Source organism: Actinophytocola sp. (assembly GCF_035712165.1).
In the GTDB taxonomy this organism is placed as follows: Bacteria; Actinomycetota; Actinomycetes; order Mycobacteriales; family Pseudonocardiaceae; genus DASYTH01.
The window spans coordinates 1-16,837 of the sequence record NZ_DASTBH010000308.1 but is presented as its reverse complement, the minus strand read 5'-3'; the positions used below and the strand labels follow the sequence as shown (position 1 = coordinate 16,837).

Genomic DNA, 16,837 nt, shown 5'->3' with positions numbered 1-16,837 from the left:
GCCACCGCGCGGAGTTCACCAAGCTCACGCCGCTCTACCCGAACGACCGGCTGCGCCTCGAGACCGAGTCGCACATCATGACCACGCGGATCATCGACCTGGTCATGCCGATCGGGAAGGGCCAGCGCGCCCTGATCGTGTCGCCGCCGAAGGCCGGCAAGACGACGGTCCTGCAGGCCATCGCGCACGCGATGGCGACGAACTACCCGGATGCCCACCTGATGGCGGTGCTCGTCGACGAGCGGCCGGAAGAGGTCACCGACATGCAGCGGTCGGTGAAGGGCGAGGTCATCGCCTCCACCTTCGACCGCCCGCCGTCGGACCACACCACCGTGGCCGAGCTCTCCATCGAACGGGCAAAGCGCCTGGTGGAAATGGGTCACGACGTGGTCGTGCTGCTGGACTCGATCACCCGGTTGGGCCGTGCCTACAACCTGGCCGCGCCCGCGTCCGGCCGGATCCTGTCCGGTGGTGTGGACTCCACCGCGTTGTTCCCACCGAAGCGCTTCCTCGGCGCCGCGCGTAACATCGAGAGCGGCGGTTCGCTGACCATCTTCGCCACGGCGCTGGTGGAGACCGGCTCCGCGGGTGACATGGTGATCTTCGAGGAGTTCAAGGGCACCGGCAACGCCGAGCTGAAGCTGGACCGCAAGATCGCCGACAAGCGCATCTTCCCGGCGGTGGACGTCGACCCGTCCGGCACCCGCAAGGAGGAGCTGCTGCTCTCGCCGGACGAGCTGGCGGTCACGGTCAAGCTGCGCCGGGTGCTGCACGCCCTGGACAGCCAGGCGGCCATCGAGCTGCTGCTGGACCGGCTCCGCAAGACCCGCACCAACATCGAGTTCCTGATGCAGGTCGCCAAGACGACCCCGTCGATGAACGACGACTGATCCGGCTCGGAAACAAGGGGGCCCTTCCCCGAAGGGCCCCCTTGTTCACGCGATGGGGATGACCTTGTCGCGTTCGCGGGCGATGAGCACGCCGAGGGTGACCAGCGCCGGGGTGCCGACGGCCATGGCGATCGGGGCCGGCAGCGAGAACGGGGCGAGCAGCAGGCCAACCGCGAAGACCAGCAGCGGGTAGCCGATGCCGACCGGCCAGCGCTGCCGGGGGTGGGTCCAGTCCACCCCGCCGGCCAGGAGCGCGGTGACGCCCGCGGCCGGGCCGAACACCCAGGAGGACAGTGCGACCTCCCAGTCGGCGTCGAGCAGCACGCCACCGAATCCGGTCAGCCCCAGCACCGCCGCGGCGAACAGCACCGGCAGTGCCAGCCAGGCCCGGATCGAGAGCAGTCGGTGCTCATCGAATGGCACGGCCTTCAGTGTGCTGTTTCACTGAGGAGTCGATCGGGCACAATCGGTGACCGATGGCAAACCTGCGCTCAGAGGACGTTGGTGTGCGACGAGCGGTAGTTAACCGGTTACGCACTGATGAGGAATACCCGTCTGGCCCGGCGCGTTCCAGTGTCTGGCAAAATGATGGGTCGAGTCCGGCTCCGGTTCACCCCTGCTGCCCAATGGGGACCCGGCGGCCGCAACGAGAGGACAAGATCTGTGAAGACCGGTATCCACCCGGAGTACGTCGTCACCGAGGTGGTCTGCGGCTGTGGCAACACCTTCACCACCCGCAGCACCAAGGCTTCCGGCAGCATCCACGTCGAGGTCTGCTCGAACTGCCACCCGTTCTACACGGGCAAGCAGAAGATCCTCGACACCGGCGGCCGGGTCGCGCGCTTCGAGGCGCGTTACGGCAAGCGTCAGAAGAAGCAGTAGTCACGCGCACGGCGCCTACCCGCACGCGTACCGGGTGGGCGCCGTTGTCGTGTCCGCCCTCAGGAGGCAACGGTGGACTCCTCGACGCTCGGTGACCTGCTCACCGAGTACGGAGAGCTGGAGCAAGCCCTGGCCGACCCGGCCGTGCACGCCGACCAGACCCAGGCCCGCAAGCTCGGCCGCCGCTACGCCGAGCTGAGCCCGGTGATCAAGACGCTGCGCGAGCTGGAGACGGCGCGCGACGATCTCACCGCGGCCCGGGAGCTGTCCGCCGAGGACGACACGTTCGCCGCCGAGGCCGAGACCCTGGCAATTCGGATCCCGGCGCTGGAGGCCAAGCTCACCGAGCTGCTCGCGCCGCGCGACCCCTACGACTCCTCCGACCTGCTCATGGAGATCAAGTCCGGGGAGGGCGGCGAGGAGTCGGCGCTGTTCGCCGGGGTGCTGCTGCGCATGTACCTGCGCTACGCCGAGCGGCACGGCTGGAAGGCCGAGGTGCTCGACGGCACCGAGTCCGACCTGGGCGGTTACAAGGACGCCACGGTCGCGATCAAGGGCCGGGGCGACGGGCCGGACGGCGTCTGGTCGCGGCTGAAGTTCGAGGGCGGGGTGCACCGGGTGCAGCGGGTGCCGGTGACCGAGTCCCAGGGCCGCATCCACACCTCCGCCGCGGGCGTGCTGGTCTATCCGGACGTGTCCGACGACGTGGCCGTGGAGATCGACGAGAAGGACCTGCGGATCGACGTGTATCGCTCCTCCGGCAAGGGCGGGCAGAGCGTGAACACCACCGACTCCGCGGTCCGGATCACCCACCTGCCCACCGGGATCGTGGTCTCCTGCCAGAACGAGCGGTCCCAGCTGCAGAACAAGGCCCGCGCCATGGAGGTGCTGCGGGCCCGCCTGGCGGCCGCGGCCGAGGAGGAGGCGGCCAAGCAGGCCGCCGACGCCCGGCGCAGCCAGGTGCGCACGGTGGATCGGTCCGAGCGGGTGCGAACGTACAACTTCCCGGAGAACCGGATCTCCGACCACCGGGTGAACTACAAGGCCTACAACCTCGACCAGGTCATCGACGGTGACCTGGACGGGGTGCTGGACGCCCTCGCCGAGGCCGACCTGGCCGAGCGCCTCGCGGCACACGCCGGTGGATGACACCGTGACCGGGCGCCTGCCGCTGCGGGTGACCATCCTGGCCGCCGAACGCCGGCTGGCCGACGCGGGGGTGGCGAGCCCCCGGGTGGACGCCGAACTGCTGGCCGCCCACGTGCTCGGGGTGGAACGGACCAGGCTGGCGCTGGTGCCGCTGGTCGACCCGCCGGTGCGCGACGCGATCGACCGGCTGGTCGCCGAGCGGGCTCGCCGGGTGCCGCTGCAGCACCTGACCGGCCGGGTGGCGATGGGCTCGATCACGATCATGGTGGGGCCGGGGGTCTTCCTGCCCCGCCTGGAGACGGAACTGCTGCTGGCCTGGGGTCTGGCCGAACTGGAAGCGGTGCGCCGGCCGACGGTGGTGGACCTGTGCACCGGGTCCGGCGCGCTCGCGCTGGCCGTTGCGGCCGCACGGCCGGACGCCACGGTGCACGCCGTCGACCTCGATCCGGCGGCACTGGCCTGGGCCCGGCGCAACGCCGAGCACCGGTCGGCGGCCGGCGACACCCCGATCCGGCTGCACGCCGGCGATGTCGCCGACCCCGACCTGCTGTCCGATCTGGACGGCCGGGTGGACCTGGTGCTGTGCAACCCGCCCTACGTCCCGCTGGGCACCGAGGTGCCGCCGGAGGTCGCCGAGTACGACCCGGGGCAGGCGGTGTTCGGCGGACCGGACGGTCTCGACGCGATCCGGCACGTGGTCAGGTGCGCGGCCCGGCTGCTGGCCCCGGGCGGCCGGGTGGCCATCGAGCACGACGACACGCACGGCGAGTCGGTGCCCGCGCTGCTGGCCGCCCGCCGCCTGCTCACCGACGTGACCGACCATGTGGATCTCGCCGGCCGGCCCCGCTTCGCCACCGCCAGCCGAAAAGCACTGTGATCACGGCTCGGCGTTGGCGACCATCGTGTCGTAGATCGGCTTCATCTCGGCCCACTCGTCCGCCGGGGCGGCCGCGAGCAGGAAGTACTCCTTGCCGTCGGTGCGCCAGTACAGCGAGCGCACGTGCTTGACGGCGGGCCCGTCGCGGTGCTCGAACTCCCATTCCACGGCCGCGTGCCCGTCGTAGCTCGCTGAGGACAGCGCGATCCGCCGGTAGCCGTCGGTCCGCGCGGCGAACCCGTTCTCGAACCGGACGTGTGCGGACTCGATGCCGGTCGCGGGCGCCGCCGCCCCGCCGTACTTGACGTAGCGGGTGGCGTCCGCCGGGTCGGTGGCCTGTTCCGCGCCCGGACCGGTGCTGGGCATCGAGCGCCAGTCACTCGGCACCACGGTGCGCAGCCCGGCCGGACCGGTCACCTGCCGAAACCCTGTGGGGGCGGCGGGCGGCGGTGGCTCCGGCCGGCGCGGTGTCGCGGTGATGGTCGCCTCGGTGCTGGACAGGTCCCCGGAGCGCGGCTGCTCGGGAGGGGTCGGCGTCGGCTCGGCGGGCTGGGTGGGCGCCGGCTCGAACTCGTAGCGGGGTGTGCTCGCCACAGGGGTGGCATCGCTCGAGGGATCGGGTGGCGCGGTGAGCAGTGCGACGCCGAGCAGCACGCTGGCAATCAGGTAGGCGACGGCAAAAGCGCCGGCCAGCCATGGTGAGCTGATCCGGCCGCGTCGGCTCGCCAGCCAACCGATCATGGGCACTTCCACACGCGCGACCCCCGACATGGGCGTACTGAGAGTAGCCTGCCGACCTGGGTGATCCAATGCTGCGGGCTTGGCAAGATGTCGTCGGCAAATGGCAGATCGGGCCGGCCGGCCCGGACGGGGAGCCGTCCGAGGGCCGCCGGTATTTCGACCGTGCCCGGTCCGCGCTGGTCGCGGGCCGGTTGGACGAGGCGCTCGAGGAGTTCGAGCGGGCCGCGACGGTGCGCGAGGATCCACACGATCAGGTGGGGATCGGCGACGTGCACCTGGCCCGCGGCCGGTGGCGGCTGGCCGCCGGCTGCTACCGGCGGGCGCTGGCCGCCGACGCCGCCAACCAGTTGGCCCGGCTCGGCTGGTCCCAGCTGCTGGTCGCCGAGGGCCGGGCGGCCGAGGCGATCCCCGAGCTGGAGCGCATGGTCGCCGACCGGCCCGACGATCCGGTGCTGCGCTACTACCTGGCCAGCACGTGGTGCTCGGTGGCCGAGCAGTGCCGCAGCCAGACCGCCGAGGAGACGCTGGTGATCACCAGCGCGCACCAGCTGGCGACCTGCGAGCGCGCCGCGCGTCGCATCCTCGAGCTCGACGTGGACGACGACGAACTGGTGCGCGGGGCGCTGCGGCTGCGCGCCGAGGTGGCCGCCGGCCGGCGGTGGGGCTGGGCGCCGGAGGGGGTCGCGCTCAGCCTGACCGTGCTGGTGATCTCGCTGGGGCTGACCACGGTGGTGGCCGGCGGCGCGCTGGACAGCGTCGGTCTGGTGATCGCCGGAGTGCTCACCGGCGCCATCCTGCTGGGCCTGGTCGTGTTGCGGTTCCGCCGCCAGGCCTGGCAGCTGCGCGCCGAGGCCATCGCCCGCTCGATCGTCAAGCCCGGAATCTGAGCCGATAGGGTTCGCACTCGTGAGCGAGCGTGCCTGCCAACCGCGGCCAAGGGGAACGGGACGCAACCCAGCCATCGGAACCCTGCCGACCGAGCGGTGTCCACTCACCGCCACGACAGCAGTAAATTTCGGAGAGGCGGGACTGTGAGCACGGTCTATGACTGCAGCCGGCCGCGGGAGCGGGCCGACGGTCTGACGGCGGCGGCCAGCGCGGTGCGGGCCGGTCAGCTCGTGGTGATCCCGACCGACACGGTGTACGGCATCGGGTCGGACGCCTTCTCGCTGTCCGCGGTGAACTCGCTGCTCGCGGCCAAGGAGCGCGGTCCGGACATGCCGGTCGGCGTGCTGGTCGGCTCCTGGACCACGATCGACGGGCTGGTGCTGTCCGTGCCGGACAACGCCCGGGCGCTGATCGAGGCGTTCTGGCCGGGTGACCTGTCGATCGTGCTGCGGCACGCGCCGTCGCTGTCCTGGAACCTCGGCAACACCAGGGGCACCGTGATGATCCGGATGCCGCTGCACCCGGTGGCGATCGAGCTGCTGCGGGAGACCGGGCCGATGGCGGTGTCCAGCGCGAACCGGTCCGGGCTGCCGCCGGCATCCACCGTCGACGAGGCGCGCGAGCAGTTGGGCGACGCGGTGCGGGTGTACCTGGACGGGGGCCCGAGCGGGGACCCGGTGCCGTCCACGATCGTCGACCTCACCGGGGACGGCCCGCTGGTGCTGCGTGAAGGCGCGGTGAAGATCGAGGCGATCGCCGAAGTGCTGGGCGTCGAGGTCGAACGCGCCCGGTAGCCTGGCGCCCAGGGGAGCCACAGCTCGAGGAGATCTACTTGCCCGTCAGCACGCCGTTCTGGGGTCCGGACCACCGGTCCGGTCGGAGCTGATCGACCTTGTTGGCCCCTCCCTACACTCCGGCGGGACTTCCGATCAGGGAGTTCCTGCTGGTCGTGCTGACCGCCGCCGCGCTGACGCTGCTGTCCACCGGCCCGGTCCGGCGGCTGGCGTTCAAGATCGGCGCGGTCGCCTACCCGCGCGGGCGGGACGTGCACACCGAGCCGATGCCCCGGCTCGGCGGGTTGGCCATGTACATCGGGGTGTGCGGCGGAATGCTGCTGGCCCACCAGCTTCCGGTGCTGCGCCGGGCGTTCGACTTCTCGCTGGACCCGGTCGCGGTGCTGATCGGCGGTGGGGTGATCGTCATGGTGGGCCTACTCGACGACCGGTTCGAGCTGGACTCGCTGACCAAGCTCGCCGGCCAGACCACCGCGGCCGGCATCCTGGTGCTGCTCGGCCTGCAGTGGGTGTTGCTCTGGATGCCCTGGAGCGGCGAGAACGGCCCGGTGCTGATCCTGGACCAGAACCAGGGCGGCCTGCTGACCGTGTTGATCGTGGTGACCATGGTCAACGCGATGAACTTCGTGGACGGACTGGACGGTCTGGCCGCCGGGATCGGGCTGATCTCGGCCAGCGCCGTGCTGGCCTTCTCGCTGAACCTGCTCAAGGTGACCGGCGGCGACGTGCTCAACTACGCGCCGGCGCTGATCGCGGCGACGCTGGCCGGCGCCTGTCTTGGCTTCCTGCCGCACAACTTCCAGCCGGCGAAGATCTTCATGGGCGACTCCGGGTCGATGCTGATCGGGCTGATGCTGGCCGCGTCCAGCACGTCCGCGTCCGGCAAGACCTCCCTGCTGATCGGCGGGAGCCCGGTGGCGAACACGCTGGCGCTGCTCTCGCCGCTGCTGGTGGTCGCCGCCGTGCTGTTCGTGCCGCTGCTGGACCTGCTGATGGCGGTGGTCCGGCGGACCCGCAAGGGCCTGTCCCCGTTCCACGCCGACAAGATGCACCTGCACCACCGGTTGCTGGAGATCGGCCACTCGCAGCGCCGGGCGGTCCTGCTGATCTACCTGTGGGCGGCGGTGCTGGCCTTCGGCACGGTGGCGCTGACCCTGTTCGACGCGTTCGTGGTGGTGTGGGGCTTCGGGATCGGCCTGCTGTTCGCGCTGCTGGTTTCCGCCATCCCCCGATTGCGTGACGTTCGTCGCTCCTGACCCGCGCCGGTTCGCTCCACAGTGGACTGTCAACCGGCTCGGCGCCATTGTCCGGTACGCCAGCCGGCAGTGGCCATAAGAGCGCGATGAATCGATTCAGCCACGCCCGTGGAAGTGGTCGCCGCCACATCCCCCGATCCGGTGGAGTGCGTTCCCGCTCGGCATTCTGACCTGCGCTCCCCGAGCGAAAGTCGGTAACCAACCGTGTGGTAGCGTCCCGATTGTCCCTGGGACGAAAGGGACGCCGGCCGCGTCTGCGGTGAATCCCCGGTCTTGTGCCTGGTAAGAGCCGTTGACAATCACACCGACCGACGAAGGAGAGCTGCACTTGAGTGATCATCACGCTGCTGCAGCGCTCCGGTAGGCATACCGTGCCGAACAGGCCGGCGAGCCCGCGGGAGCTCATCGGCGTCGGCTCGGCGATCGCGGGGTTGATCGCCGGTGGCATGTTGTTGGGATGGTTCGTAGATTCCAAGGCGGACACCCTTCCGGTCTTCGTGTTGATCGGTCTGGCGGTAGGCATGATCACCGCCTGTTACTACGCGTACGTCAAGTTCCGTAACTTCATGAAGGATTGAGGTCGAGGGTCCAGTCGTGTCAGCCATGCAAGCCGCTGCGGCGAACGTCCCGGCCAGCGCCGTCGTCAGCCTGCGCAAGCCCGTTCTGATCGCCGCCGGTGTCGCCGTCGTCGGCCTGGTGGTGTGCGGGCTGCTCGACCACATCGTGATGGGGATCCTCGGTGCCATCGGACTGGCCCTCGGTGCGGTCAACACGCGCATGCTGCAGAAATCGGTCGCCAAGGTGATCTCCAGCCCGAACCCGAGCCGCACGGCCATCGGCCGCACCTCGGTGCCGCGCCTGATGGTGATCACCGCGATCGCGTTCGCGCTCGGCATCTTCGTCCGGCCGGACGGACTCGGTGTCTTCTTCGGTCTCGCGATTTTCCAGGTGATCATCATCGCCACCACGGCCCAGCCGGTCCTGAAGGAGCGTCGGAAGTGACGGGGTACGTACTCGCCGCCGAAACCGAGATCGAGGTCGGAAAGCACTGGAAGGCCGAGTTCCTCGGCATGACCTTCCACCTCGACACCATTCTGGGCACATTGTTCGGTGCCGCGATCGTGGTGGGCCTCGGCTTCTGGGTCCGGGCCCGGGCCACGTCGAAGGTGCCCAACGGCGGCCAGCTGTTCTTCGAGTCGGTGACCAGCTTCCTGCGCAACCAGGTGGAGACCAGTATCGGCGTGCGCACCGCGCCGTTCCTGGTGCCGCTGTCGGTGACGCTGTTCGTGTTCATCCTGGCCTGCAACTGGATCGTGCTGCTGCCACTGCACCACGTCATGCCGCCGCCCACCGCCGACGTGAACCTGGTCTACCCGATGGCCCTGCTGGTGTTCTTCTGGCGCCAGGTCTCCGGTTCCCGGGCCCACGGCGGCCCGGGCCGGCAGCTGCGCCACATCGCGCAGGGCCACCAGCCCAAGCTGGCCCCGCTGTGGTTCATGGAGGAGATCACCGGCGTCGTGTCGCACTCGCTGCGACTGTTCGGAAACATCTTCGCCGGCGGCGTGATGCTCAGCCTCTTCGCGCTGATCCCGGCGGCCGTCTCGTGGCTTCCGATCGCCGGATGGAAACTGTTCGACACCTTCATCGGGCTCGTGCAGGCCTTCATCTTCGCGTTCCTCACCATCATCTACTTCGCACAGTCGATGGAGGACCGGTCGGAGGGAGCACACTGATTCCTCGGCCAGCGTTTACCGAACGTCAAGCGTTGCTCAACAAGAAAGGTTAGAAATCCCATGGCGGATACTGGAGACGCGATCATCACTGCTGGTGCTTACATCGGCGGCGGCCTCGCGCTCGCCGGCGGTGCCGCTGGCGCCTCCATCGGTGACGGCCTGGCCGGTAGCCAGCTCGTCGCCGGTGTCGCGAGGCAGCCGGAGGCGCAGGGCCGGTTGTTCACTCCGTTCTTCCTGACGGTCGGCCTCGCCGAGGGCAACTACTTCATCAACCTCGCGTTCGCCGCACTGCTGCTCTTCGTCTTCCCTGCCTGACGCTCATGAGTACCACTCAACTGATGGCGCAGGAGGGGCAGGAGAAAGAGAACTTCCTGCTGCCGAACGGCACCATCATCGTCGAGACGATCATCATTCTGGTCGTGCTGTTCCTGTTCTTCCGCTTCATCGTGCCCCCGGTCCGGAAAGCGATGCGGGAACGCAACGAGATGGTGCAGCGTTCGCTCGACGAGAGCCGGGCGGCCGAGGAGAAGTTCCGGCAGGCCGAGGAGCGGTACCAGCAGTCACTGGCCGAAGCTCGGGTGGAGGCCGGCCGGATCCGGGACGCCGCCCGGGCCGAAGGGCAGAAGGCACTCGACGAGATGCGGGCCCGGGCCAACGCGGACGTCGCCCAGCTCCGGGAGCAGGCGGCCGAGCAGCTCGGACAGGAACGGGACCGGGTGCTGGCCGACCTCGAACCGACCGTGCACCAGCTCGCCAGTGACCTGGCCGACCGGGTGGTCGGCGAGGCCAAGGGCGGCACAGGGCGAAAGGGAGCACGCTGATGCCCCATTGGCTGGCGGAATGGCTGGCGGAACTGTTCGCCTTCATCGTCGTGGTCGCCGTGATCTGGCGCTACGTCGTGCCGCCGATCCGCGACATGATGCGCAAGCAGCAGGGCACGATCGGCAAGCAGGTCGAGTTCGCCGACACGGCCAGCGGGCGCCTGGCGATGGCCGAGACCAAGTTCCAGGAGGCCGTCGCCGAGGCACGCACCGAGGCGGCGAAGATCCGGGACGGCGCCCGGGCCGATGCGCAGCGCATCGTCGAGGAGATGCGCGAGTTCTCCCACCGCGAGGTCGAGCGGCTGCGCCAGCGCGGCCAGGACGATCTCGCCTCGATGCGGCTGCAGGTGATGCGCGAGCTGCGGACCCGGGTCGGCGAGCTGACCGTGACCGAGGCGTCCGAGCTGGTCCGCGGTCACCTGTCCACCGACGCCAAGCGGGCGGCCACGGTCGACCGGTTCCTCGGTGAGCTGGAGGCCATGGCCGCGCCGGCCGCCGCCGAGCCGAAGACCCGGTCGCGCCGGACCAGGACGGCCGCGACGAGCAAGGGGGAGAGCTGATGCAGTTCGCCAGCCGGGAGTCCATGACCGCGGCGCGCAAGGCGTTCGAGGAGCAGGTCTCCGGCGCCGGCGCGGACCCGCTGCGGTCGCTGAGCGACGAGCTGTTCGCGATCGCGGGCGTGCTCCACGCGGAGCGCGTGCTGCGCCGGCACCTTGCCGACCCGGCCGTCGCCGAGGACCGGCGCCGGCGTCTGGCCGACACCGTGTTCGGCGGCAAGGTCTCCGACACCGCGCTGGGGATCCTGCAGCAACTGGTGTCCAGCCGGTGGTCGACCAGCGGGGACCTGGTCGACGCGGTGGAGAACCTGACCCGGCACGCGGCACTGGCCGCGGCCGAGCGGGACGACGCACTCTCCGACGTCGAGGACGAGCTGTTCCGGTTCGGCCGGGTGCTGGCCGCGGAGCCGAAGCTGCAGGAGCTGCTCACCGATGCGACCAAGCCGGCCGAAGGGCGGCTGCAGCTGCTCGACCGGCTGATCTCGGCCAAGGTCAAGCCGGCAACGCAGCAGCTGCTGCGCCAGGTGATCCGGCTCCCCCGGGGCCGCGGCCTGGACGCGCTGGTGGACCGGCTCGCCGAGCTGGCCGCCGAACGGCGCGGCCGGTCCGTCGCGCTGGTGCGGGCCGCCGCGCCGCTGTCCGCCGAGCAGGAGCGCCGACTCGCCGACGTGCTGTCCCGCATCTACGGCCGCGCGATCGACGTGCAGGTCGAGCTGGACCCCGAGCTGCTCGGCGGCCTGGTGATCCGCGTCGGCGACGAACTGATCGACGGCAGCGTCGCGACGCGGCTGGCGGCCGCCGGCCGGCGACTGTCCGGGTGAGACGCCCCCACTGACCACACGAGAGAACACAGAGAACAGGGACCCAAAAGCCATGGCGGAGCTGACGATCTCCTCAGACGAGATCCGGAGCGCGATCGAGAACTACGTCTCCAACTTCTCGCCCGAGCCCTCGCGCGAGGAGGTGGGCAACGTCTCGGAGGCCTACGACGGGATCGCCCGTGTCGAGGGTCTGCCGTCGGCGGTGACCAGTGAGCTGCTCGAGTTCGAGGGCGGGGTGCTCGGCGTCGCCCAGAACCTCGACGTTCACGAGATCGGCGCGGTCATCCTCGGTGACTTCGACAAGATCGAAGAGGGCCAGTCGGTGAAGCGGACCGGCCGGGTGCTCTCGGTGCCGGTCGGCGACGCCTTCCTCGGCCGGGTGATCAACCCCCTCGGCGAGCCGATCGACGGACTCGGGGACGTCGAGGCGAGCGACCGGCGTGCGCTGGAGCTGCAGGCTCCGACCGTGGTCGAGCGGCAGCCGGTGAAGGAGCCGCTGCAGACCGGCCTCAAGGCGGTCGACGCGATGACCCCGATCGGCCGCGGCCAGCGCCAGCTGATCATCGGCGACCGCAAGACCGGCAAGACCGCCGTCTGCGTCGACACGATCATCAACCAGAAGCAGAACTGGGAGACCGGCGACCCGAAGAAGCAGGTGCGCTGCATCTACGTGGCCATCGGCCAGAAGGGCACCACGATCGCCGGTGTCCGGCAGGCGCTGGACGACGCCGGCGCGCTGGCCTACACCACGATCGTCGCCGCGCCCGCGTCCGACGCCGCCGGCTTCAAGTGGCTGGCCCCCTACACCGGCTCGGCCCTCGGCCAGCACTGGATGTACGAGGGCAAGCACGTTCTGATCGTCTTCGACGACCTGACCAAGCAGGCCGAGGCGTACCGCGCCATCTCGCTGCTGCTGCGCCGCCCGCCGGGCCGCGAGGCGTTCCCCGGCGACGTGTTCTACCTACACTCCCGCCTGCTGGAGCGCTGCGCGAAGCTGTCCGACGAGCTGGGCGGCGGTTCGATGACCGGGCTGCCGCTGATCGAGACCAAGGCCAACGACATCTCGGCCTACATCCCGACCAACGTCATCTCGATCACCGACGGTCAGTGCTTCCTGGAGACCGACCTGTTCAACCAGGGTGTCCGGCCGGCGATCAACGTCGGTGTCTCGGTCTCCCGGGTGGGTGGCAGCGCGCAGATCAAGGCCATGCGGAAGGTCGCCGGCTCGCTGCGGCTGGACCTTTCCCAGTACCGGGAGCTGGAGGCGTTCGCCGCGTTCGCGTCCGACCTGGACGCCACCTCGCGGGCCCAGCTGGACCGTGGCGTGCGTCTGGTCGAGGTGCTCAAGCAGCCGCAGTTCGCGCCGATGTCGGCCGAGGAGCAGGTGGTGGTCCTCTACTCGGGCACCCAGGGCCACCTGGACACGGTCCCGGTCGGCGACATCAAGCGGTTCGAGGCGGAGCTGCTCGACCACGCCCGGCACCACGCCGAGGGTCTGCTGGCCGACATCCGCGAGAGCGGCGAGCTGTCCGACGACTCCGAGCAGCGGCTGATCGATGTGATCAACGAGGTGAAGAAGAACTTCACCGCGTCGGACGGCAGCTCGGTGGTCAACGAGGCCGCGGCGGACGCCATGGATCCGGACTCCGAGGGCCGTGAGTCGGTCAAGGTCCGGCGGCCGGCGCCGAAGAAGGGCTAGTCGGTATGGCTGCACAACTCCGGGTCCTGCGGCGGCGCATCCGCGCCACCAAGTCCATGCGGAAGATCACCAAGGCGCAGGAGCTGATCGCCACCTCGCGCATCGCCAAGGCGCAGGCGCGGGTGGAGGCGGCCCGTCCCTACACCGAGGGGATCACCGGGGTGGTCTCGGCGCTGGCCGAGACCGCCGCCCTGGACCACCCATTGCTGGTAGAGCGGGAGAACCCGGACCTGGCCGCGGTGCTCGTGGTGACCAGCGACCGGGGCCTGGCCGGCGGTTACAACGCCAACGTGCTGCGTCGGGCCGAGGAACTGTTCGCGCTGCTCCGGGACCAGGGCAAGCAACCGGTGCTGTACGTCGTCGGCCGCAAGGGGCTCAACTACTACCGGTTCCGGCAGCGCGCGGTCGCCGAGGCGTGGACCGGGTTCTCCGAGCAGCCGACCTATGAGGCCGCCGCGACGATCGCGCGGACGCTGGTGACCGCGTTCCTCGCCGGCACCGAGTACGCCTCGGACGACGAGGCGCCGCTGGGGACCGGGGACGGCGCCGAGGCGCTCAACGCCGACGAGATCCACATCGTCTACACCGAGTTCCGCAGCATGCTGAGCCAGGTCGCGGTGGCGCACCGGCTGGCGCCCATCGAGGTCGAGTACGGCTCCGAGGTCGGCGGGGAGCCGACGCTCTACGAGTTCGAGCCGGACGCCGACGCGCTGTTCGGGTCGCTGCTGCCGCGTTACCTGTCCACCCGGGTGTACACCGCCCTGCTGGAGTCGGCGGCGTCGGAGTCGGCGTCGCGCCGCCGCGCGATGAAGGCCGCGACCGACAACGCCAACGAGCTCATCACGGGCCTGACGCTGCAAGCCAACCGGGCCCGCCAGGCTCAGATCACCCAGGAGATCAGCGAGATCGTCGGCGGCGCCAACGCGCTCGCCGCTGCCGCAGGAAGTAGTGATTAGCGATGACGACCACAGAATCCACCAACACCGGCCGCGTCCTGCGGATCATCGGTCCCGTCGTGGACGTCGAGTTCCCGCGTGACTCGGTGCCCGAGCTGTTCTCCGCGCTGCACGCCGAAATCGAGTTCGAGCAGCTGGCCAAGACGCTGACCCTCGAGGTCGCGCAGCACCTCGGCGAGAACGTGGTGCGTACCGTGTCCATGCAGCCCACCGACGGGCTGGTCCGGGGTGTCGAGGTGGTCGACACCGGCCGGTCGATCTCGGTGCCGGTCGGCGACGAGGTCAAGGGCCATGTGTTCAACGCGCTGGGCGTCTGCCTGGACGAGCCGGGCTACGGCAAGGACCTGGAGTGGTGGTCCATCCACCGCAAGCCGCCGGCGTTCGACCAGCTCGAGGGTCGCACCGAGATGCTGGAGACCGGCCTGAAGGTGATCGACCTGCTCACCCCGTACGTGCGCGGTGGCAAGATCGGTCTGTTCGGCGGCGCCGGTGTGGGCAAGACGGTGCTGATCCAGGAGATGATCAACCGCATCGCCCGCGTGCACAAGGGAACCTCGGTGTTCGCCGGCGTGGGTGAGCGCACCCGCGAGGGCAACGACCTGTGGCTGGAGCTGCAGGAAGCCAACGTGCTCAAGGACACCGCGCTGGTGTTCGGTCAGATGGACGAGCCGCCGGGCACCCGTATGCGGGTCGCGCTGTCCGCGCTGACCATGGCCGAGTGGTTCCGCGACGTGAAGGGCGTGGACGTCCTTCTGTTCATCGACAACATCTTCCGGTTCACCCAGGCCGGTTCCGAGGTGTCCACGCTGCTCGGCCGGATGCCGTCCGCGGTGGGTTACCAGCCGACGCTGGCCGACGAGATGGGCGAGCTGCAGGAGCGGATCACCTCGACCAAGGGCCGGTCGATCACCTCGATGCAGGCGATCTACGTGCCCGCGGACGACTACACCGACCCGGCGCCGGCCACCACCTTCGCCCACCTGGACGCCACCACGGAGCTGTCCCGTGACGTGTTCTCCAAGGGCATCTTCCCCGCGGTGGACCCGCTGGCGTCCAGCTCGACGATCCTCGACCCGACCATCGTCGGCGAGGACCACTACCGCGTCGCGCAGGAGGTCATCCGGATTCTCCAGCGGTACAAGGACCTGCAGGACATCATCGCCATCCTCGGTATCGACGAGCTGTCCGAAGAGGACAAGCAGCTGGTCGGCCGGGCGCGGCGGATCGAGCGGTTCCTGTCGCAGAACATGATGGCCGCCGAGCAGTTCACCGGGCAGCCGGGTTCCACCGTGCCGCTCAAGGAGACCATCGAGGCGTTCGACAAGCTCTCCAAGGGCGACTTCGACCACATCCCGGAGCAGGCGTTCTTCCTCATCGGCGGGCTGGAGGACCTGGAGCGCCGGCACAAGGAGCTGACCTCCAAGCAGTGATTCCGCCCGTATACCAAGGAGATCGCCGTGGCTGAGATGTCCGTCGAGCTGGTCGCGCCGGACCGTCAACTGTGGACCGGTGAAGCCACGTTCGTGTTCGCCCGGACGACCGAGGGGGAGATCGGCATCCTGCCGCATCACATCCCGCTGGTCGCCGAACTGGTCGAGGGCGAGATGGTCCGGATCGACACCACCGATGGCCAGGAGGTGCACGCCGCCGTGCACGGCGGTTTCCTCTCGGTCACCGAACGCGGTGTCAGCATCCTCGCCGAGGGCGCCGAACTGCGCGACGAGATCGACGTCGAGCAGGCCAAACTCGACTTCCAGAGTGAGGACGAGGAGACCCGCATCCGGGCCAGGGCCCGGCTGCGCGCCGCCGGCCACCAACCGGTCTGACCGCACCACAGCTCAGGACGCCCCCGGGTCCAACCCGGGGGCGTCCTGGCGTTGCGCCCCTCAGCGCGGCAGGCCGACCACGGTGGCGGCGCCACCGCGGCTCACCTCGACCTGGAGGGCGGTGTCCGGCACCAGGGCGGCGTCGCGGGCGGCGTCCAGCAACGGCCCGCCGGGGATGGCCCGGTACCGCAGCGCGGCGCCGTAGTCGGCGACGATCCAGCCCTGGTGATCCGGCAGGCGCAGGTGGACCGGGAGCGGGACAGACGGATCGGGCTGGTCGCCGCGCACCGCGTCGCTCACCGAGCCGTCCGGGTTCAGCAGCACCGCGAAGATCCGGCTGGGACGGGCGTCCTCGACAATCTCGGAGACGATCACGGTGCGGCCGTCGCTCAGCCCGCCAATCACCGACCAACTGCCCCAACCCTGATAGTGGAAGCCGAAGTCGAGCATCCCAGCCTGTTCGAGGCCATCGACGAAGGTGAGCATCGGCTCGCCCGCCTCGTACGGGATCGGCCGCGCGGGGTTGCCGACCATCATCCGGCGCGCCGCCTCGTCCGTCCAGGCCAGTGCCGGCCGGCCGGTCGGGCGGCCCTGGCGCTGCGTCGGCCGACCGGCCTTGGCGTGCTCCACGTATTCGGCGGACCATTCCAGGCGCACCGCGTCTGCGCCCCGGTCGTCCGCCGCGGGGCGGGTCGGGCGGGCCAGCACCCGGGCGTCACCGGCCACCGCGGTGTCCGGAACCTGGGTGATCGCGACGCCGTCGGCGGCCGGCAGCGGCCGCCAGTCCCGGGTCAGCCGGCCGTTCGGACCGGCGATGGGCGCGGCGGAGAACCACAGCGGGGTGCCCGGGTCCAGCACCAGGACGGTGCGGCCCTCCGGCCCGAACTGGACGCCGAACCGGCCGGGTGCCGGCTCCGGGGTCTCGAACACCAGCCGGGACGTTCCGT

At 70.1% G+C, this 16,837-nt stretch carries 21 protein-coding genes; 18 read left to right on the top strand and 3 right to left on the bottom strand.

Features of this window, described 5'->3' with window-relative positions:
- A partial coding sequence (rho, locus tag VFO68_RS17580) for a transcription termination factor Rho (RefSeq protein ID WP_325159387.1) occupies window positions 1-890 on the top strand: 890 nt, incomplete at its 5' end.
- Between the two features lie 45 nt (window positions 891-935).
- Here rho and VFO68_RS17575 read toward each other — a convergent pair.
- Window positions 936-1,313, bottom strand: coding sequence for a hypothetical protein (locus VFO68_RS17575; RefSeq protein WP_325159386.1), 378 nt, complete (start codon window positions 1,311-1,313; stop codon window positions 936-938).
- A gap of 240 nt (window positions 1,314-1,553) precedes the next feature.
- On the opposite strand from VFO68_RS17575, the gene rpmE reads away from it, so the two are divergent.
- The 3 genes from rpmE to prmC all read left to right on the top strand — a co-directional run bounded on the left by rpmE (window position 1,554) and on the right by prmC (window position 3,798).
- Window positions 1,554-1,772, top strand: a complete 219-nt coding sequence (gene rpmE / locus VFO68_RS17570) for a 50S ribosomal protein L31 (RefSeq protein ID WP_325159385.1) — start codon at window positions 1,554-1,556, stop codon at window positions 1,770-1,772.
- Between the two features lie 72 nt (window positions 1,773-1,844).
- The gene (gene prfA, locus VFO68_RS17565) at window positions 1,845-2,921 is read left to right on the top strand and encodes a peptide chain release factor 1 (protein ID WP_325159384.1); all 1,077 of its coding nucleotides are present in this window, start codon (window positions 1,845-1,847) and stop codon (window positions 2,919-2,921) included.
- 4 nt (window positions 2,922-2,925) lie between these two features.
- Window positions 2,926-3,798, top strand: coding sequence for a peptide chain release factor N(5)-glutamine methyltransferase (gene prmC, locus VFO68_RS17560; RefSeq protein ID WP_325159383.1), 873 nt, complete (start codon window positions 2,926-2,928; stop codon window positions 3,796-3,798).
- Here prmC and VFO68_RS17555 read toward each other — a convergent pair whose 3' ends face one another.
- Complete coding sequence (locus VFO68_RS17555) at window positions 3,799-4,539, bottom strand: hypothetical protein (RefSeq protein ID WP_325159382.1); 741 nt, start codon at window positions 4,537-4,539, stop codon at window positions 3,799-3,801. It lies immediately after the preceding gene.
- 68 nt (window positions 4,540-4,607) lie between these two features.
- Between VFO68_RS17555 and VFO68_RS17550 the strand changes: the two genes are divergently transcribed.
- From VFO68_RS17550 to VFO68_RS17485, 14 genes are all read left to right on the top strand, one after another.
- Window positions 4,608-5,426, top strand: a complete 819-nt coding sequence (locus VFO68_RS17550; protein WP_325159381.1) for a tetratricopeptide repeat protein — start codon at window positions 4,608-4,610, stop codon at window positions 5,424-5,426.
- A gap of 144 nt (window positions 5,427-5,570) precedes the next feature.
- On the top strand, window positions 5,571-6,221 hold the full coding sequence (locus tag VFO68_RS17545; RefSeq protein WP_325159380.1) for an L-threonylcarbamoyladenylate synthase: 651 nt from the start codon (window positions 5,571-5,573) through the stop codon (window positions 6,219-6,221).
- A gap of 101 nt (window positions 6,222-6,322) precedes the next feature.
- Complete coding sequence (locus tag VFO68_RS17540) at window positions 6,323-7,477, top strand: MraY family glycosyltransferase (RefSeq protein ID WP_325159388.1); 1,155 nt, start codon at window positions 6,323-6,325, stop codon at window positions 7,475-7,477.
- Between the two features lie 332 nt (window positions 7,478-7,809).
- On the top strand, window positions 7,810-8,055 hold the full coding sequence (locus tag VFO68_RS17535; RefSeq protein ID WP_325159379.1) for an AtpZ/AtpI family protein: 246 nt from the start codon (window positions 7,810-7,812) through the stop codon (window positions 8,053-8,055).
- Between the two features lie 16 nt (window positions 8,056-8,071).
- Window positions 8,072-8,479 carry a hypothetical protein gene (locus tag VFO68_RS17530; protein ID WP_325159378.1) on the top strand — a complete coding sequence of 136 codons (408 nt, stop codon included), beginning with the start codon at window positions 8,072-8,074 and terminating at the stop codon, window positions 8,477-8,479.
- Window positions 8,476-9,210 (top strand): FoF1 ATP synthase subunit a, encoded by a 735-nt coding sequence (locus VFO68_RS17525; protein ID WP_325159377.1) that lies wholly within the window; start codon window positions 8,476-8,478, stop codon window positions 9,208-9,210. The genes VFO68_RS17530 and VFO68_RS17525 overlap by 4 nt, the downstream gene beginning before the upstream one ends.
- A 60-nt stretch (window positions 9,211-9,270) precedes the next feature.
- Window positions 9,271-9,525, top strand: a complete 255-nt coding sequence (locus VFO68_RS17520; protein WP_325159376.1) for a F0F1 ATP synthase subunit C — start codon at window positions 9,271-9,273, stop codon at window positions 9,523-9,525.
- A 5-nt stretch (window positions 9,526-9,530) separates the two neighbouring features.
- Window positions 9,531-10,031 carry a F0F1 ATP synthase subunit B gene (locus tag VFO68_RS17515; protein ID WP_325159375.1) on the top strand — a complete coding sequence of 167 codons (501 nt, stop codon included), beginning with the start codon at window positions 9,531-9,533 and terminating at the stop codon, window positions 10,029-10,031.
- Window positions 10,031-10,591, top strand: a complete 561-nt coding sequence (gene atpF, locus VFO68_RS17510; RefSeq protein ID WP_325159374.1) for a F0F1 ATP synthase subunit B — start codon at window positions 10,031-10,033, stop codon at window positions 10,589-10,591. The genes VFO68_RS17515 and atpF overlap by 1 nt, the downstream gene beginning before the upstream one ends.
- Window positions 10,591-11,409: a F0F1 ATP synthase subunit delta gene (locus VFO68_RS17505; RefSeq protein WP_325159373.1), complete on the top strand. Its 819-nt coding sequence runs from the start codon at window positions 10,591-10,593 to the stop codon at window positions 11,407-11,409. Before atpF ends, VFO68_RS17505 begins: the two co-directional genes overlap by 1 nt.
- A gap of 52 nt (window positions 11,410-11,461) precedes the next feature.
- Window positions 11,462-13,108, top strand: coding sequence for a F0F1 ATP synthase subunit alpha (gene atpA, locus VFO68_RS17500; RefSeq protein ID WP_325159372.1), 1,647 nt, complete (start codon window positions 11,462-11,464; stop codon window positions 13,106-13,108).
- A 5-nt stretch (window positions 13,109-13,113) separates the two neighbouring features.
- Window positions 13,114-14,064: a F0F1 ATP synthase subunit gamma gene (locus VFO68_RS17495; RefSeq protein WP_325159371.1), complete on the top strand. Its 951-nt coding sequence runs from the start codon at window positions 13,114-13,116 to the stop codon at window positions 14,062-14,064.
- 2 nt (window positions 14,065-14,066) lie between these two features.
- Window positions 14,067-15,494: a F0F1 ATP synthase subunit beta gene (gene atpD / locus VFO68_RS17490; RefSeq protein ID WP_325159370.1), complete on the top strand. Its 1,428-nt coding sequence runs from the start codon at window positions 14,067-14,069 to the stop codon at window positions 15,492-15,494.
- Between the two features lie 27 nt (window positions 15,495-15,521).
- On the top strand, window positions 15,522-15,890 hold the full coding sequence (locus VFO68_RS17485; RefSeq protein ID WP_325159369.1) for a F0F1 ATP synthase subunit epsilon: 369 nt from the start codon (window positions 15,522-15,524) through the stop codon (window positions 15,888-15,890).
- A 60-nt stretch (window positions 15,891-15,950) separates the two neighbouring features.
- On the opposite strand, the gene VFO68_RS17480 is transcribed toward VFO68_RS17485, so the two are convergent.
- Window positions 15,951-16,837 (bottom strand): hypothetical protein (locus VFO68_RS17480; protein ID WP_325159368.1); only part of this gene is annotated, 887 nt, incomplete at its 5' end.

What these genes read in the sequence shown, in the direction of transcription:
- atpD (WP_325159370.1), top strand. Translation starts at nt 14,067, where the DNA reads ATGACGACCACAGAATCCACCAACACCGGCCGCGTCCTGCGGATCATC.
- VFO68_RS17515 (WP_325159375.1), top strand. Translation starts at nt 9,531, where the DNA reads ATGAGTACCACTCAACTGATGGCGCAGGAGGGGCAGGAGAAAGAGAAC.
- atpA (WP_325159372.1), top strand. Translation starts at nt 11,462, where the DNA reads ATGGCGGAGCTGACGATCTCCTCAGACGAGATCCGGAGCGCGATCGAG.
- VFO68_RS17505 (WP_325159373.1), top strand. Translation starts at nt 10,591, where the DNA reads ATGCAGTTCGCCAGCCGGGAGTCCATGACCGCGGCGCGCAAGGCGTTC.
- VFO68_RS17520 (WP_325159376.1), top strand. Translation starts at nt 9,271, where the DNA reads ATGGCGGATACTGGAGACGCGATCATCACTGCTGGTGCTTACATCGGC.
- atpF (WP_325159374.1), top strand. Translation starts at nt 10,031, where the DNA reads ATGCCCCATTGGCTGGCGGAATGGCTGGCGGAACTGTTCGCCTTCATC.
- VFO68_RS17555 (WP_325159382.1), bottom strand. Translation starts at nt 4,539, where the DNA reads ATGATCGGTTGGCTGGCGAGCCGACGCGGCCGGATCAGCTCACCATGG.
- VFO68_RS17550 (WP_325159381.1), top strand. Translation starts at nt 4,608, where the DNA reads ATGCTGCGGGCTTGGCAAGATGTCGTCGGCAAATGGCAGATCGGGCCG.
- VFO68_RS17495 (WP_325159371.1), top strand. Translation starts at nt 13,114, where the DNA reads ATGGCTGCACAACTCCGGGTCCTGCGGCGGCGCATCCGCGCCACCAAG.